Below are 5,156 nucleotides of genomic sequence, written 5' to 3' on the forward strand. Positions count from 1 at the left end.
GAGCCTCCAAGACCTCGCCGACTACACGATCAAGGAGCGCGAGCCGATCGCTCTTGACTATCGCGGTTGGCATATTGTCACTGCAACGCCACCTTCCTCCGGTGGCATCGCGCTTGCCGAGATGTTCAACATCCTCGCCGGTTACGATTTGCAAAAATACGATCGTGTCCACCGGATTCATTTCAATATCGAGGCGATGCGACGCGCTTACCGTGATCGCGCCGAGTATCTGGGCGATCCCGACTACGTGAAGATGCCGATCGCCGAATTGCTCAGCCCGCTTTATGCGGCCGGTCTGCGCGCGTCAATCCATCCGGACAAGGCGACACCGAGCGACATGCTGCCGGGTTACCTGCCGCCAACCGAATCCGAACACACCACGCACTATTCGATCATCGATGCCGACGGCAATATGGCATCGGTGACCAAGACGGTGAATCTGACCCTCGGCTCGGGCTTCGTCGTCGCCGGCACGGGTTTTGTGCTCAACAACGAGATGGACGATTTCGCCTTGCTGCCGGGACAGCCAAACTCGTTTGGCCTGGTCGGTGGCGATGCCAATGCACCGAAGCCGGGACACCGGCCGCTGTCATCGATGACGCCGAGTTTCGTCATCGGCAAGGATCGTGTCGGCGTCATCGGTACGCCTGGCGGCAGTCGCATCATCACCATGGTTTTCGAGGGAATCCAGGCGTTCATTGACGGCGAGTTGCCCAAGCAAGTGGTCGCCAATCCGCGCTATCACCACCAGTATCTGCCCGATGTGGTTTCCGCCGAACCGAATGCGTTCACGCCTGCGGAAGCCAAAGCCCTGCAAGGCATGGGTTATATCATCAACGATGCCGAGCGCACCTGGGGATTGATGAACATGGTCAGTTGGGATCGCAAGACCAATACCTTGCACGCAGGTTCCGATCCGCGCGACGAAATGAGCAGCGGCAAGGTGCAATAGGCGATGAAGCTCTGGTCGGTCCTCGGCAATTCGCAGCGCCTTGATGGCGGTGCAATGTTCGGCAACGCGCCCAAAGCGGTCTGGCAGAAATGGATCGCGGCGGATGAGAACAACGCGATCCCGCTCGCTTGCCGCTGCCTGCTGGTTGAGGACCTGGCTGGCAAGACGGTGTTGTTCGAGACCGGCATCGGCGCATTTTTCGAGCCGAAATTGCGCGCACGCTTCGGTGTTGCCGAAGAGCACCACGTGCTGCTCGAATCACTCGCCGCCGCGGGTTTTGATCATGCCGATATCGATGTGGTCGTGCTTTCGCATCTGCATTTCGATCATGCCGGTGGGTTGCTGGTTGCGTGGAAGCAGGATGCGGCTCCCGAACTGCTGTTTCCGAATGCGACGTTTGTGGTCGGTGCCGAACACTGGCAGCGGGCCAATCACCCGCATTCGCGCGATCGCGCTTCTTTCATTGCCGAGTTGCCACAGTTGCTCATCGACAGCGGACGCCTGGAGATTGTCGAAGGCAGGCACTCCAAGGCGCTTGGCGAGGCGGTGCGTTTCGAGATTTCCAATGGCCACACGCCGGGCTTGATGCTGGCCGAGATTGTCGCGACTGACGGCGGCGTGGTGTTTTGCGCTGACCTGATCCCGGGTCGACCCTGGGTGCATCTGCCGATTACGATGGGCTACGACCGCTTTCCGGAAATGCTGATTGACGAGAAGAAGGTGTTTCTTGCCGACAAACTCCAACGCAACGTTCGCCTGTTTTTCACTCACGACAGCGAGTGCGCGATGGCTGCGCTGCAGCGCGATGAAAAAGGGCGCTACAGTACCCGTGAAGAGCTGTCGCAACTTTCCGCCTGGCCGCTGACAGCCTGACTATTTCACGCCCGAAAAAAAATGAAGACGAGGATTCATCCAATGCGCAAGCTCATCGTGTTGTCACTGCTGATCAGTACCGCTGCCATTGCTCATGAGCATGCGGACACGCAGGAGAAAAAGTTTGTTGCCGAAACCGTGGTCGAGACGACCGATGCAGGTTCTGTCTACGGCGCAATCCTGCCGAAGTCGATGCCGGTGGCCATTGATCTCGACACGGCTGTCGCAAATGCCGACCAGCATGCAGGCAAGCCTGCCGCGTTCAGTGGCCGCATCACCAAGGTTTGCCAGAAGATGGGTTGCTGGGTGGTTCTCACCAGTGACAGCGGCAAGTTTGCGCGAGTGACCATGCACGAGCATGCATTCGGTGTTCCAAAGGACAGCAGTGGACCGGCTATCGTCTATGGCACCTTGAACGAAAAGACTCTCAGTGCGAAAGAAATCGAGCATCTGAAGAAGGACGGCGCGCAGCCGCCAGGTGCGAGCGAGTGGCAGATCGACGCCTTGTCCGTGGTTATTCCGGACGCCGTCTGAGTCGGGGCCGGGGAATATGCGCCTGAGCAAGCGCGACCTGATCGGCATCGGCAGCTTTGTCGTCGTACTGGCGGCGATCATTGTCCTGATCGGTTATCGCGGCGGCTGGAATCGCTTCATGATGGCGCCCGAGCCGCAGGAGGTCGCAGTTTCGGTTGCCGCCACTCCGGTTGATCCCGACAACGAAGGTCGGCGGGTGAGCGTCCAGGGACAACTGCTGGCTGACAAGCCGCCCGAGGATTCCGAATTCGGCTTCGTCGCGACCAACAGCATCGTCCTCGATCGCAGGGTGGAGATGTATCAGTGGCTTGAAGAGTGCATTGATGGAGCATGCACGCAACGCATGGCTTGGTCGGACAAATGGATTGATTCTTCAAAATTCAGCAACCCGACCGAGCACCGCAATCCGGACAAGTTTCCCGTCGAGACCGCCCGATTCGTTGGCGAAGGGATTCATATCGGCGCATTTGAACCAGATATCGAGCTTCTCGTTGCCGCCATCGGCATGAAGCCGAGGCCGATCAAGAACGATGAGCTGTCGGCAAATCTTGCAGCCAGTTTCAGCATTTTCGGAAACGAGCTGCTTTCCGGCAGCGATTCGCTGCATCCCGCCGTCGGTGATCTGCGCATTCGCTATTTCGAGTTGCCGAGTGCTGTAGCCACGGTCATCGGAATTCAGAAATCGGCACAGCTCGTTCCACTGCCGCGTACCTACGGACAATGAGAGGCTCTGAATGCACATAAGTGGAATCTATGCAGCTCTCGGCACCCTGCTGGTCCTGGTGCTGACATTTCGAGTGATACGACGACGTTTTTCGTCCCGCACCGGCATCGGCGATGGTGGTGATCGTGAGCTGGCCAGGTGTATCCGCGTGCATGCAAATGCCGTCGAATATCTGCCGCTGGCCTTGATCCTTCTGTTTCTGGTCGAGTGGAACCAGACTCAGCCGCTGCTGGTACATGGATTCGGCATCACCTTGATTGTCGGCCGCATCCTTCACGCGATCGGCTTGTCGAGGTCTGCCGGTTCAAGCCCGGCGCGCTTGATCGGCATGCTGTTGACCTTGCTGACGATGCTCGGAATGGCGTTGTTGCTGCTCTGGCAATCGATCATCTGAGTGCTGGCTTCAGCGCTTGTGGATCATTTCATCGTGTTCGAGGAAATAGAGTCCGGCGAACATTTTCGGGTCGACCGAATAGCCGGCAGTCATCTTCTCGACCAGCCAGCGGGCGGCGTCCTTGCGCGGAACCTCGTGCACGGTGATGTTCTCGGTTTCGTCGCCGCCGCCTTCGTTTACACGGGTCAGATCGTGAGCGCGGACGAAGGCGAGAATCTCGTTGCTCATGCCGGCCGAGGTTGGCCCGGACATGATGAAGTCGATCCGGGCAGAGGCGTAGCCGGTTTCCTCGATCAATTCGCGATGTGCTGCTTCGATGGCATTCTCGGTTGCGCTTTCGGGCACGTCACCGACCAGGCCTGCGGGCATCTCGATGGTCATGCATTCCAGCGCGGGTCGATATTGCTCGACAAACAGGAGCTTGTCCTCGGCTGTCAGCGCAATGATCATCACGCCGCCACCCGGGTTGGTGCGTTCGGCATATTCCCAGCGCCCACGCCGTTTCAGGCGTAGCCAGATTCCATTGCAAAGTGTGACTGTTTCGTTCATCGTTGTCGGCTCCATGAAACTTTTGCGGCCAGGCCGAGGTCTTCTCCGCCTTGAATCCCGCTAGCATCCAAGGTTGTACTGATGAATATCAAGCGATTACTTTTCTGTCTCGCATCTTTGCTGTGTGTGCAGTTCGCCATGGCCGATACGCCGGCGGCCAATACGCCGGTCAAACGCGATGCGACAACCTTTACCGAAAGTCAGGTCAACGAGATCACTTCGTTGGCGGTGCTGCGGCGCATGGTTGCCGGTTACGAACGGCTTGATGATCAAAAACGTCTTGGCTGGACGCTGGCACGCCTCAGTGCACTGAATCCCGATTCCGGCGATCTGCGCATGGCGCTCGCATTGACTTACGCCAAGCAGGGCGACAAATCGAAAACCTATGATCTGCTGCTGAAAATGAAAGCGCAGGGCTACGGGGTTGATCTCAGCGACGACCCGCGATTCGAGAAAGTCACCGGTACTGAAGCCTGGGATTATGTCGTCGACAACCTGAAAGCGAATCTCAAGCCGTTCGGCGAAGGCAAGGTCGCGTTCGAATTGCCCAAGGGCGATACCTTGTTCGAATCGATCGCCTGGGATCCCAAGCGCAAGCAGTTTCTTGTTGGCAGTGTTCGCGAGGGCAAGATCTACCTGTCCGACAAGAACGGTAAGCTCAAGGAATTCATCTCGCCGGCCGATGGCAGCAATCTGTGGAGCGTCTATGCGATGGCCGTGGATCCGGCGCGTGATCTGCTCTATGTGACTTCGTCCTCTTCGCTCTACTTCAAGGGTTTTCGCAAGGAGGATTTCAACAAGACCGGAATCTTCAAGTTCAAGCTCTCGACCGGAAAGCTGCTAGACACGATCCTGATGCCAACCAATCGGGGCGCGCAAACGCTCTCCAGCATCACTGTCGGCAAGAATGGTACGGTGTTTGCGGCCGACGGATTGCACAACGAGATTTACACGATCGAAGATGGCAAGCTCAAGCTTGTCGTAGCCAACCCGAACCTCACCAGCATTCGCGGCCTGGCCGTCAGCGATGATGGCAACACCTTGTACTTCGCCGACTATGCGATGGGGTTGTTCGGTGCCGACCTCAAGGAAGGCAAGGGATTTCCGGTGGCGCATGACACCACGAGTCT

At 57.8% G+C, this 5,156-nt stretch carries 7 protein-coding genes; 6 read left to right on the top strand and 1 reads right to left on the bottom strand.

The window, feature by feature from the left end; genetic code table 11:
• The 5 genes from VFN25_RS12300 to VFN25_RS12320 form a co-directional block, all read left to right on the top strand.
• The coding region (locus tag VFN25_RS12300; RefSeq protein ID WP_325142306.1) for a gamma-glutamyltransferase family protein at window positions 1-952 on the top strand (952 nt) is incomplete at its 5' end.
• Between the two features lie 3 nt (window positions 953-955).
• Complete coding sequence (locus VFN25_RS12305) at window positions 956-1,825, top strand: MBL fold metallo-hydrolase (RefSeq protein ID WP_325142308.1); 870 nt, start codon at window positions 956-958, stop codon at window positions 1,823-1,825.
• A 42-nt stretch (window positions 1,826-1,867) separates the two neighbouring features.
• On the top strand, window positions 1,868-2,359 hold the full coding sequence (locus VFN25_RS12310) for a DUF4920 domain-containing protein (protein WP_325142309.1): 492 nt from the start codon (window positions 1,868-1,870) through the stop codon (window positions 2,357-2,359).
• Window positions 2,360-2,375: 16 nt separating this feature from the next.
• Window positions 2,376-3,083, top strand: a complete 708-nt coding sequence (locus VFN25_RS12315; protein ID WP_325142311.1) for a TMEM43 family protein — start codon at window positions 2,376-2,378, stop codon at window positions 3,081-3,083.
• Between the two features lie 10 nt (window positions 3,084-3,093).
• Entirely contained in the window at window positions 3,094-3,477 is a 384-nt protein-coding gene (locus VFN25_RS12320) for an MAPEG family protein (protein ID WP_325142312.1), read from the top strand.
• Between the two features lie 9 nt (window positions 3,478-3,486).
• Here VFN25_RS12320 and VFN25_RS12325 read toward each other — a convergent pair whose 3' ends face one another.
• Window positions 3,487-4,026 carry an NUDIX hydrolase gene (locus VFN25_RS12325; RefSeq protein ID WP_325142314.1) on the bottom strand — a complete coding sequence of 180 codons (540 nt, stop codon included), beginning with the start codon at window positions 4,024-4,026 and terminating at the stop codon, window positions 3,487-3,489.
• 81 nt (window positions 4,027-4,107) lie between these two features.
• Here VFN25_RS12325 and VFN25_RS12330 point away from each other — a divergent pair.
• On the top strand, window positions 4,108-5,156 hold a 1,049-nt coding region (locus VFN25_RS12330), incomplete at its 3' end, for a hypothetical protein (RefSeq protein ID WP_325142316.1).

Source organism: Dokdonella sp. (genome assembly GCF_035703485.1).
Lineage (GTDB): Bacteria > Pseudomonadota > Gammaproteobacteria > Xanthomonadales > Rhodanobacteraceae > Dokdonella.